31 protein-coding genes and 3 pseudogenes are annotated in these 23,197 nt (G+C 36.5%); 18 read left to right on the top strand and 16 right to left on the bottom strand.

Annotation, left to right across the window (positions count from 1 at the left end; translation table 11 throughout):
- Nucleotides 1-137 precede the first annotated feature (137 nt).
- The 4 genes from NST76_RS09840 to NST76_RS09855 form a co-directional block, all read right to left on the bottom strand.
- A complete protein-coding gene (locus NST76_RS09840) occupies nt 138-479 on the bottom strand; it encodes a DUF2975 domain-containing protein (RefSeq protein ID WP_342545113.1) in 342 nt (113 codons plus the stop codon).
- 5 nt (nt 480-484) lie between these two features.
- Nucleotides 485-643: a hypothetical protein gene (locus tag NST76_RS09845; RefSeq protein ID WP_342545115.1), complete on the bottom strand. Its 159-nt coding sequence runs from the start codon at nt 641-643 to the stop codon at nt 485-487.
- A 96-nt stretch (nt 644-739) separates the two neighbouring features.
- A complete protein-coding gene (locus NST76_RS09850) occupies nt 740-1,447 on the bottom strand; it encodes a DNA alkylation repair protein (protein WP_101966605.1) in 708 nt (235 codons plus the stop codon).
- Between the two features lie 151 nt (nt 1,448-1,598).
- Nucleotides 1,599-2,219, bottom strand: coding sequence for a hypothetical protein (locus NST76_RS09855; RefSeq protein ID WP_342545259.1), 621 nt, complete (start codon nt 2,217-2,219; stop codon nt 1,599-1,601).
- 430 nt (nt 2,220-2,649) lie between these two features.
- Here NST76_RS09855 and NST76_RS09860 point away from each other — a divergent pair, with 430 nt between their 5' ends.
- From NST76_RS09860 to NST76_RS09880, 5 genes are all read left to right on the top strand, one after another.
- Nucleotides 2,650-2,832 carry a hypothetical protein gene (locus NST76_RS09860; RefSeq protein ID WP_230593830.1) on the top strand — a complete coding sequence of 61 codons (183 nt, stop codon included), beginning with the start codon at nt 2,650-2,652 and terminating at the stop codon, nt 2,830-2,832.
- 185 nt (nt 2,833-3,017) lie between these two features.
- Entirely contained in the window at nt 3,018-3,236 is a 219-nt protein-coding gene (locus tag NST76_RS09865; protein ID WP_080717073.1) for a hypothetical protein, read from the top strand.
- 532 nt (nt 3,237-3,768) lie between these two features.
- On the top strand, nt 3,769-4,806 hold the full coding sequence (locus NST76_RS09870) for an aminotransferase class V-fold PLP-dependent enzyme (protein ID WP_342545116.1): 1,038 nt from the start codon (nt 3,769-3,771) through the stop codon (nt 4,804-4,806).
- 94 nt (nt 4,807-4,900) lie between these two features.
- Nucleotides 4,901-5,452, top strand: coding sequence for a DUF1697 domain-containing protein (locus NST76_RS09875; protein ID WP_036122698.1), 552 nt, complete (start codon nt 4,901-4,903; stop codon nt 5,450-5,452).
- A 22-nt stretch (nt 5,453-5,474) separates the two neighbouring features.
- Nucleotides 5,475-5,684 (top strand): hypothetical protein, encoded by a 210-nt coding sequence (locus tag NST76_RS09880; RefSeq protein ID WP_089932275.1) that lies wholly within the window; start codon nt 5,475-5,477, stop codon nt 5,682-5,684.
- A gap of 312 nt (nt 5,685-5,996) precedes the next feature.
- On the opposite strand, the pseudogene NST76_RS09885 reads toward NST76_RS09880, so the two are convergent.
- From NST76_RS09885 to NST76_RS09895, 3 genes and pseudogenes are all read right to left on the bottom strand, one after another.
- Nucleotides 5,997-6,068 (bottom strand): annotated as a pseudogene (locus NST76_RS09885) (hypothetical protein); the annotation flags it as partial.
- A 38-nt stretch (nt 6,069-6,106) separates the two neighbouring features.
- Nucleotides 6,107-6,331: a hypothetical protein gene (locus tag NST76_RS09890; RefSeq protein WP_058843081.1), complete on the bottom strand. Its 225-nt coding sequence runs from the start codon at nt 6,329-6,331 to the stop codon at nt 6,107-6,109.
- Between the two features lie 97 nt (nt 6,332-6,428).
- The gene (locus NST76_RS09895; protein WP_342545117.1) at nt 6,429-7,301 is read right to left on the bottom strand and encodes a DMT family transporter; all 873 of its coding nucleotides are present in this window, start codon (nt 7,299-7,301) and stop codon (nt 6,429-6,431) included.
- A gap of 192 nt (nt 7,302-7,493) precedes the next feature.
- Here NST76_RS09895 and NST76_RS09900 point away from each other — a divergent pair, with 192 nt between their 5' ends.
- Entirely contained in the window at nt 7,494-7,706 is a 213-nt protein-coding gene (locus tag NST76_RS09900; RefSeq protein ID WP_271913191.1) for a hypothetical protein, read from the top strand.
- Nucleotides 7,707-7,972: 266 nt separating this feature from the next.
- On the opposite strand, the gene NST76_RS09905 is transcribed toward NST76_RS09900, so the two are convergent.
- The 4 genes from NST76_RS09905 to NST76_RS09920 form a co-directional block, all read right to left on the bottom strand.
- Complete coding sequence (locus tag NST76_RS09905; protein WP_342545118.1) at nt 7,973-8,428, bottom strand: DinB family protein; 456 nt, start codon at nt 8,426-8,428, stop codon at nt 7,973-7,975.
- Between the two features lie 141 nt (nt 8,429-8,569).
- Nucleotides 8,570-9,115, bottom strand: a complete 546-nt coding sequence (locus tag NST76_RS09910; protein ID WP_342545119.1) for a hypothetical protein — start codon at nt 9,113-9,115, stop codon at nt 8,570-8,572.
- 438 nt (nt 9,116-9,553) lie between these two features.
- Entirely contained in the window at nt 9,554-9,751 is a 198-nt protein-coding gene (locus NST76_RS09915; protein ID WP_271913198.1) for a hypothetical protein, read from the bottom strand.
- A 133-nt stretch (nt 9,752-9,884) separates the two neighbouring features.
- Nucleotides 9,885-10,088, bottom strand: a complete 204-nt coding sequence (locus NST76_RS09920) for a hypothetical protein (protein ID WP_271913199.1) — start codon at nt 10,086-10,088, stop codon at nt 9,885-9,887.
- A 170-nt stretch (nt 10,089-10,258) separates the two neighbouring features.
- On the opposite strand from NST76_RS09920, the gene NST76_RS09925 reads away from it, so the two are divergent.
- Nucleotides 10,259-10,486: an NUDIX domain-containing protein gene (locus NST76_RS09925; RefSeq protein ID WP_342545120.1), complete on the top strand. Its 228-nt coding sequence runs from the start codon at nt 10,259-10,261 to the stop codon at nt 10,484-10,486.
- 34 nt (nt 10,487-10,520) lie between these two features.
- On the opposite strand, the gene NST76_RS09930 is transcribed toward NST76_RS09925, so the two are convergent.
- On the bottom strand, nt 10,521-10,694 hold the full coding sequence (locus NST76_RS09930; protein ID WP_342545121.1) for a hypothetical protein: 174 nt from the start codon (nt 10,692-10,694) through the stop codon (nt 10,521-10,523).
- A 108-nt stretch (nt 10,695-10,802) separates the two neighbouring features.
- On the opposite strand from NST76_RS09930, the gene NST76_RS09935 reads away from it, so the two are divergent.
- Entirely contained in the window at nt 10,803-11,180 is a 378-nt protein-coding gene (locus tag NST76_RS09935; protein WP_271913205.1) for a cytidine deaminase, read from the top strand.
- 112 nt (nt 11,181-11,292) lie between these two features.
- On the opposite strand, the pseudogene NST76_RS09940 reads toward NST76_RS09935, so the two are convergent.
- Nucleotides 11,293-12,476 (bottom strand): annotated as a pseudogene (locus NST76_RS09940) (MFS transporter).
- A gap of 21 nt (nt 12,477-12,497) precedes the next feature.
- Nucleotides 12,498-13,316: a MerR family transcriptional regulator gene (locus NST76_RS09945; RefSeq protein WP_340834097.1), complete on the bottom strand. Its 819-nt coding sequence runs from the start codon at nt 13,314-13,316 to the stop codon at nt 12,498-12,500.
- Between the two features lie 446 nt (nt 13,317-13,762).
- Between NST76_RS09945 and NST76_RS09950 the strand changes: the two genes are divergently transcribed.
- The 5 genes from NST76_RS09950 (at nt 13,763) to NST76_RS09970 (ending at nt 16,611) form a co-directional block, all read left to right on the top strand.
- Nucleotides 13,763-14,218 carry a hypothetical protein gene (locus tag NST76_RS09950; RefSeq protein WP_271913207.1) on the top strand — a complete coding sequence of 152 codons (456 nt, stop codon included), beginning with the start codon at nt 13,763-13,765 and terminating at the stop codon, nt 14,216-14,218.
- Nucleotides 14,219-14,336: 118 nt separating this feature from the next.
- A complete protein-coding gene (locus NST76_RS09955; protein ID WP_271913208.1) occupies nt 14,337-14,600 on the top strand; it encodes a hypothetical protein in 264 nt (87 codons plus the stop codon).
- A gap of 132 nt (nt 14,601-14,732) precedes the next feature.
- Entirely contained in the window at nt 14,733-15,242 is a 510-nt protein-coding gene (locus NST76_RS09960; protein ID WP_340834098.1) for a MepB family protein, read from the top strand.
- Between the two features lie 156 nt (nt 15,243-15,398).
- Nucleotides 15,399-16,163 (top strand): class I SAM-dependent methyltransferase, encoded by a 765-nt coding sequence (locus NST76_RS09965; protein ID WP_271913211.1) that lies wholly within the window; start codon nt 15,399-15,401, stop codon nt 16,161-16,163.
- 325 nt (nt 16,164-16,488) lie between these two features.
- On the top strand, nt 16,489-16,611 hold the full coding sequence (locus NST76_RS09970; protein ID WP_342545126.1) for a hypothetical protein: 123 nt from the start codon (nt 16,489-16,491) through the stop codon (nt 16,609-16,611).
- A 77-nt stretch (nt 16,612-16,688) separates the two neighbouring features.
- Here the strand turns inward: NST76_RS09970 and NST76_RS09975 are convergent, their stop codons facing one another.
- Together NST76_RS09975 and NST76_RS09980 are read right to left on the bottom strand one after the other, a co-directional pair.
- On the bottom strand, nt 16,689-17,336 hold the full coding sequence (locus NST76_RS09975) for a pentapeptide repeat-containing protein (protein WP_342545127.1): 648 nt from the start codon (nt 17,334-17,336) through the stop codon (nt 16,689-16,691).
- A 77-nt stretch (nt 17,337-17,413) separates the two neighbouring features.
- Nucleotides 17,414-18,349 (bottom strand): bile acid:sodium symporter family protein, encoded by a 936-nt coding sequence (locus NST76_RS09980; protein WP_036122672.1) that lies wholly within the window; start codon nt 18,347-18,349, stop codon nt 17,414-17,416.
- Between the two features lie 1,117 nt (nt 18,350-19,466).
- On the opposite strand from NST76_RS09980, the gene NST76_RS09985 reads away from it, so the two are divergent.
- The 5 genes and pseudogenes from NST76_RS09985 to NST76_RS10005 all read left to right on the top strand — a co-directional run bounded on the left by NST76_RS09985 (nt 19,467) and on the right by NST76_RS10005 (nt 23,033).
- Nucleotides 19,467-19,619 carry a hypothetical protein gene (locus NST76_RS09985; protein WP_244504817.1) on the top strand — a complete coding sequence of 51 codons (153 nt, stop codon included), beginning with the start codon at nt 19,467-19,469 and terminating at the stop codon, nt 19,617-19,619.
- A gap of 12 nt (nt 19,620-19,631) precedes the next feature.
- Nucleotides 19,632-20,348, top strand: a pseudogene (locus NST76_RS09990) (hypothetical protein); the annotation flags it as partial.
- 37 nt (nt 20,349-20,385) lie between these two features.
- On the top strand, nt 20,386-20,835 hold the full coding sequence (locus NST76_RS09995; RefSeq protein ID WP_342545128.1) for a hypothetical protein: 450 nt from the start codon (nt 20,386-20,388) through the stop codon (nt 20,833-20,835).
- 19 nt (nt 20,836-20,854) lie between these two features.
- The gene (locus NST76_RS10000) at nt 20,855-21,766 is read left to right on the top strand and encodes a tetratricopeptide repeat protein (protein WP_342545129.1); all 912 of its coding nucleotides are present in this window, start codon (nt 20,855-20,857) and stop codon (nt 21,764-21,766) included.
- Nucleotides 21,759-23,033, top strand: a complete 1,275-nt coding sequence (locus tag NST76_RS10005; protein ID WP_342545130.1) for an ATP-binding protein — start codon at nt 21,759-21,761, stop codon at nt 23,031-23,033. The genes NST76_RS10000 and NST76_RS10005 overlap by 8 nt, the downstream gene beginning before the upstream one ends.
- Nucleotides 23,034-23,197: the final 164 nt, after the last annotated feature.

The raw sequence follows: 23,197 nt of genomic DNA on the forward strand, positions 1-23,197 counted from the left end.
ATTGGAGGAAACTAGAGCAATAGGCATGTGGCGTATAAAAAGAAGCCCTTTTACGAAGAACTTTCGAAACAGCGGAAGTAGTAGGACATGTATAGGCGATAAATTGGCACTAACAATTAAAAGTTGTTAGTGCCAATTTATTTTGCTTCAGCGGGTGTTGAAACCCAATAAAACCATTTCTTATGGCAAATCAATATCCTGTGCCTCTGACGGATGGCAATGGTTTTCGAGCAACTCGAAAAAATGTAGATGCAGCGTAAGCGATTATGCCGAATCGTAATGCCAGTTATGTCTTCCTTGTCAGTAAACATGATGATAGATGCTGCAATGCCCAGTGCAAGAAAGAGAACAATCGTGAATGTACAATATTTGATAGTTCTCAAAGCCTTTACAGACGATGCCGAGAACGCTTTATGCTGGTTGATGTTGATTAAGAGACGATATAACGTAATGTAGTAGGGAACACATAGAGCAGACACATAGATTAAAAAAGATAGGACAAATAAGCAGATTCGAGATGTGCTACTGCGTCTCGATTAGCCATGTCAAGTAACGAAAATAGCCCTAAAGCTAAAGCAGGAATACCTAGCAAAATAATGACAATTTTTAAGAAATGGTTGCCCTTTGTTTCTGTTTCATTCAAAGCACCTCATTGGTTACCTTGATTTTAAAATTCATTGTTTTCTATCTAAAAAAGACATCCATCCTTGTGGGAGGGATGTCTTATTAGACACGGTGTTTAACATCTTACATATTTTCGTTTAAAACCAAGTCTGCCTCGCTCTACTTCCTTTTGAATCGTTTCATAAGCATTTAGCGTAGTGTTTTTTTTGTTGTCTCTTTTCATTTCCACTGGACCAATTGCCTGTGCCGTTTCAATGGCTTGCTCATGAAGTGGTACATAGGAAATGGCCACTGTGTATAGAAAATTATTCATCGCAGATTTCGTGCGTGCTGGTGCATCATGAATTGTATTTTTTACCACTTCCAGCATGTTGGCTAATTTGCTTATAGAAAATTCGCTATCCTTGCGATTTCCTAAAAGCCAGCAATAGCAGCTCCAGCCCGCTGACATTCTTAGCTCCTCACCGCTGGCAATCCATGCATCCGCAACCTCCTGTGCAATAGGTGCTTCCGCTAACGTGACCGCTACAACATAATCAGACAGCATATAAAAATAAGCCGCATCCATCCAACGATCAAAATCTTCCACAGTCATTGCTTTGGGATCAGCAATAACGCCTGCAAAATACATCGCATCATAGTTACCTGTAGCATAAAGTTCTTCTGCTAGAGCCTGATTGATTTTGATTTTCTTCGCAATAGGCTTCATGGCTCCCGTTGCCACACCAAACAGTGGCTCCTGAGCACCATTTGACAGATACATTTTTTTTGTCCGTTCCTTGCCTAGAGCCTCTAGCTCCTGCATCACCATTTCTGCATTCATCCAGTAGCACTTCCTTTACCTTTAATAGACACAAGCCCATTATCCTATAACAAACACTCATTTGTCATGGAGGATACAGATAAAATCGCCTAATAATAATGATTTTATGTTAGATGAATGCCTTTTGGGAGATTTAGCTTGGTTGAAGAGGTTAGAGCCTATTCCATATAAACATAAATTGAGCTGCATCAGATTCCAGCGCAATTCGATGATCGTCCGTCGACTGATCTTCAGTCAGCAGGCGACCTTTTTGCACGTTTAAAATGGCATGTTTAATAGTGTCAGGGTGTTCTATTTCGTAGTGAGAGTTTTTCAGGAGGGTTAAGGCAGATTGGCATTTATATTTATCAATGCGCTCATTTTTACCTTTGAAATACAGCTTAATCAAGTAGGGGATATCGTCGATGATTAAACCAAGTTCAGGATTGGAACGCACCGTTAATGCATCACTATACCAATTAGCCTTACCTGGTTCAAACCATTGAACATTTTTATTTTTTAAAAATTTTAAATAGGCTTTTACGACATCCTGATAATTTTTTTGCCGTGCAGGGAGGGCATTATCAATCATATCGAGTAAATAATCGTCAGGCAAACCCTGTTCATGGTATTTTTTAAAACCATCGCGTAATGCCTTCCAATAATCTTTAATTGGATGATAATCTCCCTGATATTTAATATCTTTCACAAACTTCGTCTTGGCTGTACTTCCCTTCATCGTGAAGTCTGTAAATTGGGTTAAGCCAATGGATGGCTTTGTGATAATCGTCATCATTCCATCGCCCTTCTTTCCTTATCAATGACATGTTATAGATTATATTGGAAAGGGGGACTGTATATGATTTTCTGGCGTGTTAAAAGTTATCAATGAAAAGAATTCTACTAGGCATCGCTTTCTCGTACAATTGACATCTTTACAATGAAAAAACAACATTCTATAAAAGAAATGTACCGCCAAGAACACCTTCTATCGATGCTCATTGAAGAACATGAAAGGAATAGTCAATTTAAGCAAACCGCATGGATTCTTAATTGTGCTATACCAAGCAGCATAGCCTTGCGACCTACCATAAATTATATGAGCAACTGTATGACCATCTTTTGAACCAGCAGACAGTGAAATTAGTTTAGCTAGAAATAATCATTTCATACTGTACTGGGAATAGATCAAACCAAATAGGGCAATGTAAGACTACTTGGAGGTGATCATTTTGTCGAAGGGCAAGCAATATAAACGTCAGTCAGAGTTGGCAGAATTAGCGACAGATTTAAGTCCAGATGATTTAGATGTGCGTGAAGAAAATGCTTTAACACAAGAGCAAAAGAAAAATTCGAACGAAGGTACTCGGTCGAAAAAATCTGCAACACGTAAATCGCAATCATAATACTGACACCACAATCATCGTGATTGTGGTGTTATTTTATCTTTCATTTCACGTCCACTAGACCAATGCCACCTTTCTACAAAACACATTAGCAATAAAAGAAATCCAGAAACAATCCATAGTATACTGTAAACAATAACAATAAATGGTATAATATATAAAATGGTTGAGAGGAGTTGATATAAATGACTTTATTTATCTTGTTTATTGGGATCATCGTTGTCGTCGGTATAGTCAGTATGCTCAATCAACCGTACAATAAATCGAGCGAGCAATCACACCATAGTCACCCAACAAACGATTTTCTAACAAATGATGCACAGATTTCCTCACAGGAAAGCCATCATTGTGCTGATTATAGCGCATCCACTAGCGATTCCTCATGTGGCTCATCAGGAGAATGAACGAATGGTTTAGATAATTTGCTATATTTCCTTGTAATTCCGCTCAAAGGCAAAATCACAAGAAAACGCAGCCAAAAGCGTGTTATAAAATAACCGAATTGTCAGGAAGCATCTCAAAATCGGAGCATAAGCATCCACCACGAAAAAGCTGGAAACCGGTAGTAGACTGGTCTCCAGTTTTATTCATATGTAAGGTTATCTTAAATGTCTTGTTTCTGCATCAATCATCTAGTTAGCCAAATTGACACTCGGAGCGATAGTACTAAAGGAGTACTTGATGTTTACACAGGACGCGGTATGAATGATAGAGGAGCCAGTAAATAGTCAATATTCGGAGCATTTGTTTCTACAATCTCTATTAATTGTGCAGAATCATCGGTGAATGCTGATAAAATGACGATTCATTTGGGACGAACAAAGGGACATCACAATGAGAAGCATCACCCTATCATAAGAACAAACAAATGGCGAAGATGGGGCAATATGGCGTAAGATAGAGTAATAGATAGAGAGAATTTTGGAGGGACTCAATATGATACGATTCGAAAATGATTATGCAGAAGGCGCACATCCACAGATTTTGCAACGATTAGTGACGACAAATGAGGAGCAAACACCTGGCTATGGTATGGATAAGCATTCGGAAACAGCTAGAGCTTATATTAAAAAAGCGATTGCAGCAGAACAAGCAGATATTCACTTTTTAGTCGGCGGTACGCAAACGAATACAATTGTTATCTCGTCTATTTTGCGTCCTCATCAGGGAGTCATTGCCGCGCATACGGGACATATTGCGGTGCATGAAACAGGTGCAATTGAAGCCACTGGTCATAAAGTGCTGACATTGCCGAGCGAGGATGGCAAAATAACGGCGGCACAGGTGAAAGCATGCTATGATGCTCATTGGCAGGATAGCACGCATGAGCATATGGTGCAGCCGGGCTTAGTGTACATATCTCATCCTACAGAAAATGGCACGACGTATAGCAAGGCGGAATTAACGGCTTTAAGTGAGGTTTGTCGAGAATGTGGCTTACCGCTATTTTTAGATGGGGCGCGACTAGGATACGGGCTTGTAGCGCAAGAGAGCGATTTATCCTTAGCAGAGATTGCGAAGCTTTGTGATGTTTTTTATATTGGTGGCACGAAAATGGGCGCATTATTTGGCGAAGCGGTCGTAATAGTGAATCCTGCGTATCAAAGGGATTTTCGCTACATGATGAAGCAAAGAGGAGGGCTGCTTGCTAAGGGGCGTTTATTAGGCATTCAGTTTGAAACCCTATTTGAAGAAGACCTTTATATGGCTATTTCTCATCATGCTGTAGACATGGCGATGCTAATTCGACAGGCGTTTATCGACAAAGGCTTTGCATTGCGCTATGATTCGAAAACCAATCAGCAGTTTCCGATTTTACCAAACGACATGCTGACGGCTTTGGCTGAGAAATATTCCTTCTCTACTTGGGAAACCTTTGATGACAACCATACCGTTGTGCGCTTTTGCACAAGCTGGGCCACAAAAAAGGAACAAGTAGATCGCTTGATAGAGGACATTCACCAATTAGCCTAATCAGTGAACTGCACCTGGAATAAAAGGGTGCAGTTTTTTCCTATTATTCCTTAGAGGTTGCTATACTAGAGGATGAAAGGAAAGGTGGAATGGCATGACGAAATATATAGCATTTTTAAGAGGCATTAATGTAGGTGGACACAATAAATTGAAAATGGCTGAATTAAGAGAAGCGCTTATACCGCTGGGATTACAAAACATTCGGACATATATTCAAAGCGGCAATATCCTGTTTGAATCAAGTGAGTCTGAGGTATACCTACAACAGCAAATACAAGCAACCATTCAAACAGTTTTCCATATCACGAGTATCGTGATAATCAGAACAGCCGAAGAACTGCAATCAATCGTCCATAATTGTCCGTTTTCAGAGCAAGATATGGCTGAGGCAAGTACCACAGCTACAGGGGAAAGTCTCCATGTCGCCATGCTACCAGTTGCACCCACTGAAGTGAATGGTGCGAAGTTATTAGCCTACGAAAGTGAAAAAGAGCGTTGTCTCATCAAGGGCAGAGACGTTTATCTGTTATTTTACGAGAGCATCCGCAATGCCAAGCTGGGTCAACAGCTACACAAGCTGGAGATACCTGCAACGGTGCGCAATTGGAAAACGATGAACAAGCTTGTGACGATGATTGACCAGTAAGACGGATAATAGAGGTGTAAGATTGAGACGAGACCAAATAAGTTATTTTATCTATCCTTGTGCTTATTTCATTGTGAGAACGATCAATCAATGGAGAAAACAAGAATCGATTACATGGGGAGAAAATGTCATGATGATGATCGGCCTAATGTTCTTCATCTATCTGTTGATTCTCATGTGGAATTGGTCAAATAAGCCCTATCAATGGGGGAAAAAAGATAAAGAAACATAAAACAAGAGAGCCCTTTCATTTTCTTTTAAATGATTGCTCTCTTTTTTTCAACTCGTCAACATATAAAAAAACCTGCAGCGAAGTTAATCGCTACAGTTCAGAATTGGTTGATACCCTTTGAGTATTCTCATGTATTATAGCATAACTCTTTATTTCCTGTATAGAAATGTTTAAGTCTAAATCAATTTATGCAATTACTGCTTCATCATCACTTGAACGTTTTATAAAAATAGGACTCGATGTGCAGTAATCTCCTCCAAGCAATGCGACCAAAGATGTTATGGTTTGCTGAAGCGATTCAACCGTCAGCTAATCAAGCAATTTTTGTGTAGCAGCAGCTTCACATGTCCAAGAATGTAAAAAATGGTCCATTGTCTGAAACATAAAATCCTCCCCAAAATAGCATAGGATGTTTTATTTTGCTATGTGCCCAAAATAAAAGCAATATAAAGTACCGCATAAAGAGGCAAGGCAATCGAAAGCATGATATACATGGTCCATTCACCAATTGTTAGTGTTCTTTGCCATTTCGTTAATTTTAGCTGTCGACGATATACCATACTGGCAATTAATATGACTAACAAAGCGAGTTCCTTTAAGTTATCGAAAAAGGTAATCACAGTATCAGCTCCTTTAGGCTTTTGCAATATATGAGCCTACAATTGTCAACATGACTAGCTAAGGTAGCGTCCAGATGTCAACATAAAAAGTGCGTCTCTATATAAAATAGAAACGCACGTCCATTTATTCATCTCGAATGACGATAAAAACACCACTCAATATGAACAGGGAGCCTAGCCAAAAGGACAGTCCTATCGTCTCTCTTAATAAGAGCCAGCCTAAAAATGTGCCGACAATGGGCTGGAAGAAGAAAAATAAGCCGCCACTTGACGCATTCATTAATTGAAGCCCTTTATTCCACAATAAAAAGCCACCCGCTGTAGAAACAATGCCTAAGTAAAGCAAGCCGCCTGAAATCGTTGGCTGCAAAATAGTTGTTAGCGCCAAATCCTTTAATCTTGGCAGGATAAAAGGTGTCAACAAAATCACAGCTACTATAGATGAATAGGTTGTCACGACAATTTGTGAGTAGTGGCTAGGCACTTTTTTTACTAATGCCGACATGAAGGCCCATGTTAAAGCAGCGACTAGTAAGTAGAATCCACCTAATTGCTGTGTAATATCGATTTGGCCGTTGCCCACAATGATCCCAACGCCAATGTTCGCGAGGACGATGGACAAGCATTTTTTAATCGTAATGTTTTCCTGCAAAATAAAACGAGCGAAGACAACCATAAAAGCAGGGGTTGTAGCAGTAATCATCGCTCCCATTTGAGCAGTGGAGAGCATTGTCCCCATTTCTTGCGTGACAATCGAAATCGTATTTCCGATGAGACCAACAAGAAAAATAATCAACCAATCTTTTTTAGCGATTGTCCAAGATTGCTTCATCACGATGCCGATAATACCGAGTGCAATCACCGCAATCAAATAACGAATCCAAACAAGCTCCAATGGTGGCACAACCTCCACCACTACTTTAACTACTACATACATGGCGCCCCAAATACTTGCAGCAAGCGATAAAAAGATGGCGCCGATACTTTTATTTCTCATGTTTTTTCCTCCGTTTTCATAGATACCTATGCCCTTAACGGAGAAAAAGCACTTCTACCGTTAAGGAAGAAGGATTGCTGGTACGTCCTGTTCAAATAATGGAGCAAACATCATAATAATCCCACCATCCCCAAGTCATTTTTATTAAGTATAATAGACTATCCATCGTTTTCCTAGGGGAGGTGGATGATAATGGTATTACTTCAATACGCGATGGGAGAGAAGGATTTACCAATAATAAAGGAGGTTTACCAATCTGTTGGATGGAAGAAACATGATGAACAGATTATCAAACAAGTTTTCAATGTAAGTACATATCAAGTATTCACTATGGTGGATGGAAAAACAGTGGGCTTGGCCAGATGGAGTATTTTATGCCGCCATTTACAGTGTGGTTGTACATAAAGCTTATCAAGGCTCATTTACTCCTAGAGGATATGATCGTCCAATGAGGAGAGGTATCCTGTAATCAGTTAATCATTACAACAGAAAATGAACCGTATTTATGTAAAAATGGGCTTTGAAAAATATGAAGCTGGGTATGACCATCTATCTAAATCAGCAACTTGCTCAAGAATATCTGGAGTAAAAGGACGCTTTTTCCCACGAAATTTTTTCAAATTACTGTTCCTCCATTTAAAGAAGTTGTTCTTTTCCTTGCTTTCCCTTTATTAAAATAATGGCTTTGGCAATCCATTAAGGTGCGCGATAACGGAGATTTGCCCAATATGGTAAGCTTCATGCGAGTATACATGATGAAACAACCAGTTAAGTGTAGGTACGGAGGGTGGTGTCCAACCATCGGAAAATTTAGGAACTTTAACTAATTGATTGAGTTGCGAATTGTCCAATGTATGTAGAATATTATCCGTATAATTTCTAATTTCAATATAGCTATCTAGTATTTCCTTCGGCGAACAATCATCGTGAAGGTTTAACATACAAGGTTTTTTAAGTCCAATTTCATTCACCCAATAGTCTTCACTACTTGATAAATGCAAAATAACCCATGCTATATTATTTGGATAAAAATCTGACTTTTTAAACCAAAATGCCTCATCAAGTGTGTTTAGGTAAGGTATTAATGTTTTTCTAAGATCATTCCGATATGGAAACAGCAAATCCATCCATCCTTTCATTTATGAATACGTTTATTGTAAAGGGACAAACAAGGAGTAGAAAATGAATACTTTATTTCTCAGGTTGAAGGAGGTCTGGAATAATTAAACGATAGATAGTGTCCAAAAAAATCACCTAGAGAAAGGTGATTAAATCGGATTGACTTTAAGTTCTCTTAGAATCAAAAGAACGCCCATTCCATACACGATAGAGATTGCTAAAGGTACAAGTGTGTAAGCTTGATCGACAAAGAAGCCACCTAAAATCAGAGCAGAAAAACAAACGCCTAAAGTCACAAATAAATAAGCTTTACTTTTATAAATCCATATGTAAGGTAGAAAATGAGCGCCTGCAAGTAAACCAATTGTGAAGGGAAGGAATTCAGGTATGTTCATATACACAATGATAAATACAGGTATGTAAAAAGCTTGAGGAGCGGCAACGATTCCTCCTAACGTCCCTAAAGGGTTACCAGTAGCGTTTAAATTAACACCAAGAATTTTACTAATGAAGAAGCCGATGGGAAAAATAGCTCCTAAGCCAAATATCCAAATTAAACGTACAACTTCTATTGGCAAAACTAAGGGCATTAGGGTGAAAAGTAAAAAAACAACGGCACCAGAAAGTAAAATAGGGAATCCTTTTTTAACTTCAACGATCATTTCTCTTTGTAAATCTCCCAGCGTTTTATCCATCAACGCACCACCTTTCATGAAATAAATACAACCTATAATATACCAGTAATTATCTATTTTTACCATATATGATTTGACATGGAGTTTTTGAAAGGAGCTATGCTGAAAAAGATTGAACATAAAAAAGCCGATTAGCTCGCCTAATCAGCTTCTATTTTTTAGCTTTTTCTCCGTTTCCATACCGACACTGAAAGCCGCGAATACCATACCAAAGAAAAATATAATTTGAACGAATCTGTCTGCGGTCCAATGCCCTAAAAAATTCATGAAGACAAAGATCATAATGAAAATGGTTGAAACCACTTGTATATAGAAACGTAAATTAACAACCATTTGTACACCTCCAATTTATGTAAATCACATCACACTTTAAGGTTAACATGACTAAGGGTGTAAAACCATTATTATTGAATATTGGAAAGATAATGTTATGTAAAGTTATTTATCTTTTTGAGGTTTTACAAAGAATGAAATGAACATAACAGAAACCCCCATGGCAATGAATAGTACTGCAATAGATTTATTTGAAATAAATCTATTGTATTCTAGGGCACCAGTTAATCTCGCTGATCCGATTGAAAGCGATAAGATGCCTAAAACAAATATGATATGTCCAATTTTAGAATGTGTTTTCATTGCATAACAACTCCGGATATTTAGGTTAATAACTTACAAAATGATAACATTATTAGGGAATATTTAAAAATATGGTTCTGTTTGATTGCTGCACAATATAAGGAACATGCTTGAAAGATATTGATTGGTAAAACTATGAAACTTTTTCTTTTTTGGGTTTCACAAAGAAAGAAATGAACATGACAAAAAAGCCCATAGAAATGTATATTAGTGCAACAAATTTATTTGGAATAACTGAATCATATTCAAAGAAACCAGATAATCTTCCCACTCCGCTTATAAGCAAAGTAATGCCAAAAATAAATATGATCCATCCAAGTGTAGACATTGTTTTCATTGCATAACAACTCCTGATATATAGGTAATTACCTATATAAGGACAATATAATTGGGCAATATATGAAAATATGGAATGATGCATTTACTGCACAATCTGAGGATTACAGTAAATAAAAAGGAATTAATAGGACAATTAATTGTTAGGAAATTTGAAAGAAGGTTATAAGCATGAGAGATAGAAGTTCGGTTGTAATAATTGAAAGTAAAATGGTTGCACTTATTAGAAGGGAAAGAGATGGTACCGTTTATTATGTTTTTCCAGGCGGTGGAATGGAGAATAATGAAAAACCTGAAGATACTGCAAGGAGAGAAGCATTAGAAGAATTAGGCGTAATCGTTAGGGTCAAGAATTCTTTACTGAACACTTTAAGGAGATTATGCAAAAAAGAGATTTAAAATCAAAAAAAGAGCTGTCCAAAAGAACAGCTAATTATTTGGCAGCTTTAAAAAGAGTTTTTCCCTTATTGTAGAGAAATCTTTCCCACTTAGCTAACAACCCATTGCCATTCTCGCCATTTTCTATTGCTAACGAATGATTTTTATGGAAATCTTTTACTCGTTTATGATGTTCTTTTTGCCATGGGTGCAAAGGTTGATGTTTCATTTTTTAGCCTCCTTTTCGTTACTTAAGTATATGATGGAGTCAGATAAATTAACAGTAAGCTAGATCATCTAGTTAAACAGAAAAAATTAGTTTAATAAGGGGATGGAAATGATGGAATTTGAAGAATTATATACTATAGCAAAAGGTGCTTTAAATCCAAAACAAATTTCAAAAAATCTTATGCAGGTTCTGTTGCTGCTGCCATTTTATGCGAAAATGGTAAGGTATAAAGGGGTGTGTTTCGATATGCCTTGCTCTATGGGATTTTGTGCAGAACACGAAGCGATAGCAGCGATGATTACGGATGGTGAATGTAAAATAAAAGGAATCATTGCAGTTTACAAGGATGGAACAATCATACCATCGTGCGGAAGATGTAGAGAGTTTATTTGTCAAATTCATGATGATGACTATCAATGCGAAGTAATGATAGGAGAGAATAAGATCTTGACGATAGGTGATTTACTTCCTATTCGTTGGGCATGAGGATGTTGATACAAAGGAAGGCATTGCAAAGAGCTGAAAGTGTGAATGGATTAGAAAAACTACCTTTATATTGAATATGCCGATTTTCAATATAAAGGTAGGATAAAAACATTTAATATTTTACTTTAGTCATAAAAGGAGTTTCAGTCCTACTATTCATTTTTTTGAATAGCAAGATAGCAAGGAATAAAGCCATGCTTACAATGCCAAAACCTACCCAATTCAAGTTTAGGACAGAGGTATGGCCGATGACAAATCCACCTAATGCAGACCCTAGCGCAAAACCGAATTGGATAAAGGAGGTATTTATACTTAGGGCTATGTCTGGATTTCGAGGTACTAGCGTGACAAGAAGGAGCTGCTGGGCTGGGGAAATACTCCATGTTGCTACCATAAAAATCATTAAAACTAAGATCAATACAAAGAGATTGATACCAGCTAATGCAAATAAGAGGAGCGTTGTTGCTTGTAGCAGCAAGCCAAAATAAATGGTGAAATGCGAACCCTTTGCATCAGCCAATTGCCCACCCATTCTTGATCCAAGGAAGCTACAGATTCCAGCCAGAAATAGAATGCCGCTAATTTCGGTTATAGAAAGAGTGGATGTGGCTTGCAAGAAAGGCGTTATATAAGTAAATAGGGTAGCGTAGCCACCTACATAAAATAAAGTAATAGCCAGTGCAGTTAGAATTTTTGAATCTTTTAAAATGGAAAGCTGCGACCGGAGGGTAACGGCTTCTTCTTCCTTGATTACTGGAACTTTTTTATAGAGGATAAGCAATGGAAGAATGGTTAATAAACCGATCAACATAAATAAAACTCTCCATCCAAACATTTCGCTAAAAAATGTGCCAATTGGAACACCCAGCACAAGCGAACTGCTTAGGCCCATCAAAATTATGCCGATAGCACGGCCTCTTCGTTCTTTTTCAACTAGTCGAGTAGCTACTGCCATGGCTACCACTGTAGCGATTCCTCCGCTAACCCCTTGAATAATTCGTATCCATAGTGCGAATTCAAACGTAGAGATTATAAACATTAGCCCGTTGCTAACAATAACACACTAACGGTAGCCATAAGCAACTTTTTGCGATCCATATTTATGGTGAGCGCAATGAGAATTGGAGCGAAAATGGCTGCGGCTAGGGCAAATAATGTCACTAATAACCCAGCTTCTGAAATTGTTACTCCAAAGTCTACTGCAATCATTTCAATAACGCCTGTAATAATGTACTCAACGGTTCCGATTAGAAAAACAACAAGCGATAGAACATAGATAATTAGATTATTTTTCAACTCAATTCACTCTTCTTTCAGCTATCTATTTGTAATAGGTATTTGTATTTCCATTAATTGGACGTTTTGTGTTGTAGATAATGGTAAATATATTTCTCTACCTGGTTCGTTTTCCTTGATCTGATAGTTATTTTTCACAATCCAGTTAGCTAAATCAACACAGGCCGTACAGGCAAAGTTAGAATCCGAACGAAAGGTCATTGTGGCCATCATCGGCTCTGGAGGAAGCGTCCGTAGTTGAAATGTATCAGGGAATGATGGAAGCTCCTTGGTTAAAAAATAACCGACTTCAAATTCAAACTCATCTTCTTTTTCCTCTATTTCTTTCCATAAAACGACCTGGGGACTTTGAGCCAAATGGCGCATTTCCTTTTTTAATAATTGATTAAATGTACGAAACAGGTCTGGAATATCTTCTTCTCTCCCACGTGCTTTCAATGAAAGGAACTGCTGAACACCTTCTGCCTTGATTCGGATTTCTTGATCTGATTCCACTTGTCCCTCTCGTTCTAAAAGCTGCATACGCTCTTCAATCCGTGCGAGCTTGGCTTGTTCCGTATCGATAATCAGTTGGATTTCACTTTTTTTCAGCTTAAACATCCCTTGAATATCCTTCAACGAAATATCATCGTGGAGCAAACGTATAATCTGTGGCAAGGTGAACCCCAATTCCTTATAGAGAAAGATTCGATTGAGCTCAAGTAATTGGTCTGCTGAATAGTATCGGTAGCCAGTGTCATCGTCCACCTTTCTCGGCTTTAAAAGGCCAATCTGATCATAATAGCGCAATGTTTTTAAGGATACTTTGCTTAGTCTAGAAAATTCACTGATTTTAAACACAATATCATCTCCAATCTAATAACTTAATGTAAGTATACAGTTTCCTGTGCAGGGGAAAGTCAAGTGTGCAAAAGGAACTTTTTAAACAACTTTAAGGAGCCTTACTTCAATAAAATGTAGTAAGGCTCTGTCCCTGTAAGCCGATTTTGCGAAAAGTCCAGTTTTCCTAAAGAACCTTCAACCCTTAGTAGCACATTCGCATCATTTTGAATCAATGTAAATCAATCAAACTACATTTTAAAAATCTTAAGTAATAGTGATTTCACAAGGAGACCATAATTTTTAACATAGGCTATCAAACGATGGTTTGGGGGGCTATATTTCATTCAAATAACGAAGCAAACTACTTTAGCGAAGAAAAATATTTAATACAAATTGACTGAACATGATATGATAAAATGGTTATTAATTCCATTGAGTGATTTTAATTTATATGGAGGGTATTTATGCATGATTTTTATTTAATAAAAAAGACTGAAACACAAGATGAAGAGTTTTTTGAATATTTTTGGAGAGACATAGAGCAATACAAAGATTTAATTGTTGCATACATTGGACTTGAAGACAACATCGTTGATTATATTTTTGATTCGCTTACATGGATTCCATGCAGGAACCCAAGCTTGCCTGGAATGCCTCAACACATAGGCTTTAATAACATTGGTGTCACCCTATTTGATGAACATTCGGCAACTTCCCTTATTTCGATTTTCACTGCTTGGTGTGATTTATTAAAAAATGGTCCAGAAGAAATCCTCAAAATGATTTATTACCATGATTACTCTGAGGATGAATTACTGCGTTTCGATAGAGACTATGCGATAGCCAAATTTGAAAAAATGAGTTCTATATCTAAACAACTGTCTGAGGGCAATTATTATATCTATCACATGGGGATATGAAAATCAAAAACTAATTTTTCTTTGAGCAGAAAGCGATGAGCGTTTATCCTGATTAACAATCATAAAGCAATAATCGTACCACACACGGCTTTGGGGATTTCGGAAGGTGATGCTGTTAATGGAAAACAAAGAAATAATACTTAAAATCTTAAATGAACTCAAAAATGGCAATATACCTGTTCATACAGATTACAATTTTAATATAGACATGTGGGCAGATCTTATTGAGTATATGCATGATAGAGCATATATTGCTGATGTTACAATTTATTGGTTTGACGATGATGATACATATAACGATGAAAGAGTTTACTCTGTCGATCTATCTAAAGTCATAATGACAACTTTTGGAGAAAGATTTTTAACAGAAGAAATGAATTAATTATGTCATATCCTTTTATATACAGCTTTGGTTAGTAAATCAAAATGAAGAGACTAATGGTTTAAAGCCATTACAGTAACAAGTCCGCAGATGATATACTGGTATTCGTCGTATAAGATAGGGAGTAAAACTATGAATGAATTTAATAAAGCGTTAACATATGTAAATGAATTACTTTATGAACCTCATCATTTGACTATAAAAAACATCCAAGAGGAAACTCAAAATGCTGATTACGGGGCTGGGATTTTTCAGTTGGATTCGAAATCTGTTAGATTTAGAGTCGCAAAAATAACGCCTACCAAGGTAGGACAGTTTGTTTCCTTTTGGGAAAAGGATGCTGCTAATAAAAACCAAGCATTTTCATATGAGAACGCCACTGATTTACTGGTAATAAACACTTTTCATACTAATGGTGATTTTGGCCAATTTGTATTTCCAAAAGAAGTTCTTTTACAACAAAACATCCTTAAAACGGCTAATACAAAGGGGAAAATGGCTATTAGAGTTTACCCAAGTTGGGATACGCCCACCAGCAAACAGGCAATCGCAACTAAAAAGTGGCAATCACCGTATTTTGTTAAAGTGGACGCTACTACTCGTTTATCAATCCATGAGCTATTAAAATTATACGCCCTCTAAAATTAGATATTTTTAACTGTGTCATTCATTTCGAGGGGAAATGTTGTCGCTTCTTCTATAATCAGACGTCATCCTGTAGCATGGATAAATGTAGGTGTAGGATCATCGAATATTAAAAACTTATCAGCGCTCTACTTAGGAGGAATCTTACTGAAGATGAATGAACAAAGCATAAAAAATAAAAAGGCGTGGGAATATCGAGCATATGAATTTTGGCATAAAAGTAACGGCACTCCAAAGGATTTGGCTATTCATATATTAGAAAACCCTAGCGCATGTCTGAAAAAGCACAAACAATACTTTGAACATATTGAAGGAAAGAAGATTGCCAATATTTGCGGTTCAAATGGCAGAAAAGCAGTACCATTAGCATTATTAGGTGCTGAAGTAACCGTATTTGATATTTCAACAGAAAACCAAAAATATGCCTTGGAATTAGCAGAGCATGCAAATACCTCTATTCATTATATTGTCACTGATATTGATGAAATTGACTTAACAAAGTATCGATGTCATTTTGATATGATCTATTTGGAAGGTGGCATATTGCACTATTTTAATGATATTGATAAATTTATGTTGATTCTGTTTTCTTTACTAAAAGATGGTGGGGAAATGATTCTCAGTGATTTTCATCCTTTAAGAAGATGTATAGTTAAAGGGCCTAACGCTGAATGCCAATATCAAATCCAACAAGGTTATTTTGACCAAGAATTACAAAATGGAGACGTAGCGTATAAGCATTTCTTTGATGAGCATGAACAACAGGACTTTCCTGATGTATCTATACGATTTTATACACTTAGTGAGATAATAAATGCTGTCATCACATCGGGTTTCAAATTAAAGAAATTTGATGAGCATCGTGGTTGGAAAAATGAAAATATCCCATGGGAATTTACGATTTTAGCTTTTAAATAAAGACAATCGAAGGAGAAGTAACCACGACAGCAGAAGGCTTAGCAGTCGGTTTCTTTCCGATTGGTCGCCTAATTAATAAGGATAGCAGGTGAATTGAATGAATGAACACTTTAGAGGATGGCCCTCAAATAGCAGGAAAGAATTCTAAAAGTGCAGGATAGAACTAAAAAAATAGCGGATAAAACGTTCAAAGTGGAGGATAGCCCTAAATAGAAGGATAGAATTCCGAAAGTGCAGGATAGAATTAAAAAAGTAGCGGATAAAACTAAAAAAGTAACGGATAGAATACTCAAAGTGGAGGATAGCCCTCAAATAGAAGGAAAGAATGCTAAAAGTGCAGGATAAAACTAAAAAAGTAGCGGATAAAACTAAAAAAGTAACGGATAGAACGCTCAAAGTGGGGGATAGCCCTCAAATAGAAGGAAAGAATTCTAAAAGTGCAGGATAGAACTGAAAAAGTAGTGAGCGCTATCCATAAAAAAGGATAAGCGCTTTATTTTTTTCTTAAACTTTTAAGCCCTTAAACTAGTATTTAACCTTCAATCCTAGTAATGAAGCAAAGCCTATCGCTTGTTCAGAAGATACTTCACAGCCATTTAAACTTTCAGGAGTTACTTGCAGTCTTTTAAATTTACATGTACTGATGTCTATGCTTTTTAAGGAAGTTTGAGAAAAATCAACATCATTTAAATCACTTTCATGAAACGCTACTTTATTTAGTAAACAATCATAATAATTTGCACCCTGTAGGGAGGTGTTATCAAATAATACTTGTTTGAAACGCACTTCAGGGAAATTGCATAAGTTTGCAATACAATTTTCAAATGAAACATTCCCAAGATTAGCTTCAGTAAAATTCAGCCCTAATAATTTACAGTTTTTAAAAGCCACTCTATGAATGATGCCTTCACTTAAGTTTGAGTTAGACAAATCACAGTTTTCAAAAATGACATCCGTTAGATCAATTTTTTTAAAAGTACAATTGATGAATGTGACATTTTTAAACATAAATTTAGATACAATGAATCGTTCAACTTCTTCGTGATCAATGACCGTATCAGCAATCATGCCATTTGTTAAATACGGTTCTTCATCATAAAAAATATCCTGAAAATTTGCCTTTTTGAGATTAGTAGGTATTTTTGGTGATGTAATTTGGAAATGGAATGACATATCAGCACACCCTTCAAATGTAAAATAAAAAGATTTTCCTATTTAGTATAAATGTAAATCTAAAATAAAAACACCGTCTATACAACGGAGCTTTTTGTCACCAATTTACTAAAAACAGAAGCTAGCACCTGTTGAAAGAGCATACCGAACACAACAGGCATAGCGACTTTACCTGGAAAGTATGTTGTGGCAACAATGACCCCGACAGCTATATTTCTCATACCGCCTGTAAAGACAAAGGTCGCCATTTGAGGAGCGTCTTTTAAAAGCGTCCGACCAATTAGATAAGCAAAAGCATAGCCTGACACAGCAAGCAAGAACACTAAAAGTATGACGAAAAATAGTTGTAAGTTTATATTTTTTAAATAGGGTGAGATTGCACTACTGTTAATCATGATGACCGCAAATAAACATAGCTTTGAAAAAGGAGCCAGCTTCTTGCCATACTTTTTAGGTATTTCGCCCTTGGAAAGCTCATTCACCAATATGCCTAAAATCGTAGGTAACACAATCATCAGCAATAAATTCACAATCAGTGAGGCTACATCCAATTCAATTTTTTCACCCGACACGATATAGAGTATGAAGGGAAGAATGAATGGAGCGAGTAACGTATCAATTAAAATAATCGATAAGCCTAACGGTAAATTGCCTCTACAAATATTAATCCAAATCACACTGGTTACACCTGTTGGGAGGGCGACAGCTAAGACAAAGCCAACCGTCAACAAATGGTCATCGAAAATAACGGTGGATAAAAAATAAGCCCATAAAGGCATCAAGAGATGAAGAAAAATGATGGAGAATAAAATGAGTGCAGGATGTTTGGTAAAAATCTTTACATCTTTAAATTTCATGGATAAGCTTCCTGAGAATGTCATGAATGCAAATAGCCATGACACAAGGAATAATAAATGATGTCCAACACTTTCTAAGAACACACCTACAATTAAACTTAATGGTGTCAGGAGCGCTATGTATTTTTGGAGAAATCTATTTAATTTTTCTAACATACAAAGACCTTCTTTTTTTATCTGATTTTATCACATTATTATAATAGTAATCATGGAATAGTAGGAGTATTTGTAGCAAAAAAAGCAGAAGGAATACTGCCGATGACTAACGTTTATGGGGTAGGGGCGGCCCTGTCCATCAATTGGGGATTCACTGACAATAGAAAAGCCATTTCTTAAATAACAAATCTTTGCCTTTTTGACATCAAAATGTGGATGTGTTGATGAATTGGTTTGCCATGAAAAGTTGAAAAGCGAAGAGAAGAAGTATTGTGAACCGCATTTGGATAGCAAGGTAGGGGAAATATGAAGGGATTTCTTTTGCTATCTTTAGTAAATCTTCTAATTTGATAAAATCATTTGTTGCTTTTCTCTTTTGTTTTTTATCACACGCGTTCCCTAGCCCGATTTTATGATCCTCACGATGAAGCTCCAAGATATATAAACCACCATATGTTTTCCTTATTTCAATTCAATAAAGCAGGGATATCATTTTGCTCCATCTGATCTTATTGCCATTTAAGTATAGTAAAAAACACTGCAATCTTTTACACCTAAGTAGGAAATTATACATTTAAAGAAATAGTTTCCAATATTAATAAATAAATGTATAATACAAAATGTCGAAGGGATATGTAATAAACTAGAAGGAGGCTGATGTATGCTTGCATTCACTTTAAACATCAAGCTTAAATGGTAAGAAAGTTGGCAAGACAAAAAGCTTTATCATACATAATTTAGTCATCGTTGCCTTTATTGGAGGTCTACTTGCTGTTACGATCATTGGGTTTATAAATGCACACGCACTCAAACTAGATAAGCATTACATCAGACTACTGATAGTAATCAGTATAATCCTCAATACAGCTACTATCATCTGCTATGCTTGCCTTCCTTTGTCCGCAGAAATGGATGTACTTATCAATCGATTACTGGCTGGAGTAAGTTATTTTATCTTTTTCATTATTCTAAAGAGACCTTATAAAGAACATTTAGTATTTGTAGGGGACACACAATCCTTGTACTGGCGAGGGATTATCTATTGTTTACTTTCCATCTTTATAGATGGTTTTCTTAGAGAAGGTGTCCTAGCTTATTAAGGAAGGAATTCATGTGCATGAACAGTGAAAAGGAAAATACACCTATGGCTCTTATTGAACATTATTTTACGCTTGGAAAGTACACAAATGTTATTGCCTTAGTGGAACAGGGAATAGCTGATGATATGGAAAATAAGGAATTGTGGTATAAACTAGCTGTCAGTCATTAGGCCAAAGGTCAATATGAAGAAGCGTTAGAGCCATTTCATAAAGCATTTCAGTTAGGTTATGATAAGAGCGCAATTTACTATTTTTTAGGCGGCATCTATGTGGTAACAGAGCAGTGGCAAAAAGCAGAAGAAGCTTTTTGGGAAGCATTACATAATAATCCAAATGATGCGGATGTTTATTCAGCGTATGCTATTTTGATGAACATGACGGATCATAGAAAAAAAGGCAGTTTATTATTAGAAAAAGCTCTAGCATTAGATCCTAACAGTACAGTCGTTTTACACCACTATTTACTTACCGAAATGGCTGCAAAAAAGGAAAAGCACAATACTGCTTTAGCACTTTATATGAATTCAGCGGATAGTGAGTTCGCAAAGTTCATCCATCTAGGCTGGAGTGTTGCCTTTTATAATCGATTTAAGGAAGCTAAAGAATATTATCACCAAGCCTTTATAATGAAACCTGAGGATAAAGGAATTTTAGCAACTTTAGAGGAATTGGAAATTAAAACGCACCCACTTTTACTTCCCAATCGTATAGTAGAGCGATTAGGCGGGATTGGCTTTGTTTTAATGATGTGGATTATACTATGTATCCTTCTTGACACGTTTATTTTAAACGATAACTTTGTCAATCACCTTCTGGGCTTTTCTATTTTTTTAACACTTTATTATTTTATATCTATTCCCATTGTAAAAGGCTTAAGAAAATGGAAGAGTCCCAGATAGGGGAGACAAAAATTGTAAAGGATGAAGATGAGAGATAATGGAAAATATTTATCAACCTAGCTTAATAAGCGAAAATGAGGATCGAACACGAAGTTATAATGTAAACAATTTATTTTTCGTCGCTTTTTTAGGAGGAATTATTGCTATAACAGCATTAGGTGTCCAAAATGCTAAGTGGCTAAAACTTGAGAAAAAATATATACGTATACTAACAATTCTTAGCGGTTTACTAATTACAGGAAAACTAATAATGGTATATGCCATCGGACAGGGAATCCTAGCGATTGATGAAAACTACATAAAGGTTTTTGGACGAATTATTGCAGTGGCAGGATTTTTTATTTTTTTCGCCTTTTTAAATAGGCCCTATAAAGATCATCTAGCTGTTGGTGGACAAACTGAGTCCTTATGGAAGCCTGGCTTTCTAGCATGTATGATTTCTGGGTTTATCGAATACCTCGCTATGGCATTCCTATTAGCGCTTTAAAAAGGAGTTTTACTACAGAATGATTGAACATGAAGATATAGAAATGAATGAAAACTATGAAGAAGCAGTATTTGAATTAATAGAACACTATTTTGAAATAGGAAAATATGCACAAACGATTGAACTTATTCATGGAGTATTAGATGAACATCTTGAAAACAGCCGACTATGGTATATATTAGGCTATAGTCATTATGCGATGGGAGATTATAATCGAGCTGAATTGCAATTAAAGGAAGCTCTGAATTTAGGTTTTTGTGAAGAATCGATTTTCCATCATCTCGGCTATATTTATATGAAAAAGGAGCATTGGAAGGAGGCCGAGGAAGCTTTTCTAGAAGCATTACGAGCCAATCCAGATAGTGCTGTAAACCATGCTTCTTATGCAGTTCTAATGAAAAAAATGGGGCATCGAAAAAAAGCGAAACAATTAATTACTAAAGCACGTGAGATGGATCCTGAAAATAGTATTGTATTACGTAACTATTTTATATTAGAGGAGATTAATAGCCCTAAAAAACAACGAGTGCTTGCATTGGAGCAATATATGAATTCAAGTGATAGTGAATTATCTAAACTATTACACTTAGGAATCCATGCTGCCTTTCATAACAAAGAAAAAGAAGCACAAGAATATTTTAGACAGGCATTTCTGCTTAACCCTGAGGATAAAGAATTGTATGAATTATTAGAGGAGTCTGAACTGTCGGTACACCCGCTATTAGCACCTAGTCGCCTCATTGAACATGTAGGAGGCACTGCTGTCATTTGGCTGATGGGAGTGGTCATTTACTTTTCATTACTAGGTTTAGGTTTTAATACGGCAGCGGTTCTATTTATAAAATGTTATATTGCATTAGCATTATATACATGGATTTCATTTCCTCTTGTAAAGGGATTAAGAAAAATAAGGGGCTACAAGTATGGATAAAATAAAATGGTTACAACAAATGGTAGAGCAAAATCCTAATGATCCACAAGGGTATTTGTGGCTTGGCAAAGAACTTGCTGATCATCAGCGTTGGCTTGAAGCGGTTCAATCTTATTCTACTGGTCTCTCACATTGTACTGATGTGGCATTGCAGAAAGACATCATTCATGAGTTAACAAAGGCTAGTTCACAAATTCAACAGGGTGCTAGCCTTCCTAATGGCAATGAAGACCTAGCCGCATCACCTATTGAAGATGATTATGTGGCCACAATAGCTGAGGAGGAGCAAGATCATTTAGAGGGCTGTTCTGACATTCAGGTGGAAAATGGGAAATTAAAAAATCTTGAGCCGAAGTTTAAGGTGATTGATGGCGACGCCACAAAAAAAGCCATGAAAAAAGTCAACGAAACAGTGACCTTTGCGGATGTTGCTGGTCTTGAGGATTTAAAAAAAACGATTAACTTACGTATTATTAGTCCATTTTATAACAAGGGATTGTTTGCAAAGTTCCGTAAAAAAGTCGGGGGTGGCGTTCTTCTTTATGGACCACCTGGCTGTGGGAAAACCTATATCGCTAAAGCGACAGCGGGAGAATGTAAGGCTAATTTTTATCCCGTTCATATTACAGATATTTTAGATCCTTATATAGGTGTAAGTGAACAAAATTTAAAAGCTATATTTGATAAAGCTCGTTTCCAAAAGCCCAGCATTCTGTTTTTTGATGAAGTTGATACAATCGGGATGAGCCGATCTCAAACAACCTCACACGTTCGAGGTATCATTGATACATTTCTTACGGAGATGGAGGGTGTGGATACTAACAATGATGAGGTTTTAGTGATGGCTGCTACCAATACACCTTGGGATGTTGATAGTGCTTTAAAAAGACCTGGTAGATTTGATCGACTCATCTTTGTTGCGCCACCAGATGAAAAAGCCAGAGAGCAAATTTTTAATTTGAAATTAAAGGGAAGGTTCGTTGAAAATGTTGATACAACCGTATTAGCAGCCAAAACGCGATTTTTCTCAGGTGCAGATATAGCAAATGTAGTGGAATTAGCTACTGAAAACGTGCTAGAAGAAATATTACTATCAGGTAATGAAAGGCCGATTACTACCGATGATTTAGTAATGGCACTACAAGAACTTCAGCCTTCTACATTAGATTGGCTGCGTACAGCAAAAAATTATGTCAAATACGCAAATCAATCAGGGTTGTACAATGACGTGGAAAAATATCTCCGAGCCCATGCACGTTATATATAAATGGGCACTTGCTCATTTTTGAGAACATTTCAGTAAACATAAATCCTCTTAATATAAACCTTCTAAACATTCATTGTTTGACAAAATATATGTTTAGAGGGTTTATTTACATATGAAAATATAATTTTCGGTCATGGATCAACCATTAAAGCCTACGTTCCTCA

Origin of the sequence: Lysinibacillus sp. FSL W7-1291, from assembly GCF_038593415.1 — a bacterium.
Lineage (GTDB): Bacteria > Bacillota > Bacilli > Bacillales_A > Planococcaceae > Lysinibacillus > Lysinibacillus fusiformis_D.